1 protein-coding gene is annotated in these 237 nt (G+C 74.7%); it reads right to left on the bottom strand.

Annotated features, from left to right (window positions below; translation table 11 throughout):
* Positions 1-237: beta/alpha barrel domain-containing protein (locus AC0IY0_RS29030; RefSeq protein WP_471766511.1), on the bottom strand; the 237-nt coding region annotated here is incomplete at both ends.

The raw sequence follows: 237 nt of genomic DNA, 5'->3' as shown, positions 1-237 counted from the left end.
GATAGAGGCTCGACCCGAGCCCGAAGCCCACCGCGCCGGCCTGCCGCCACATGGATACGCTATCGGGCGTGACGCCGCCGACGGCGAGCCCGCGGGCGCTGGCCGGGAACACGGCCCGGTGCGCCTTGAGCGCGGCCGGGGTCGCGATGTCCGCGGGGAAGAGATTCAGGGCGGTCGCGCCGGCTGCGCGGGCGGCGAATGCCTCGCTCGGCGTCTGATAGCCGGGCAGTGAGACGA

The sequence above is a fragment of the Methylobacterium sp. AC315 genome, assembly GCF_979253755.1.
The sequence above is the reverse complement of the archived record's forward strand: the minus strand, read 5'-3'. Positions and strand labels throughout refer to the sequence as shown.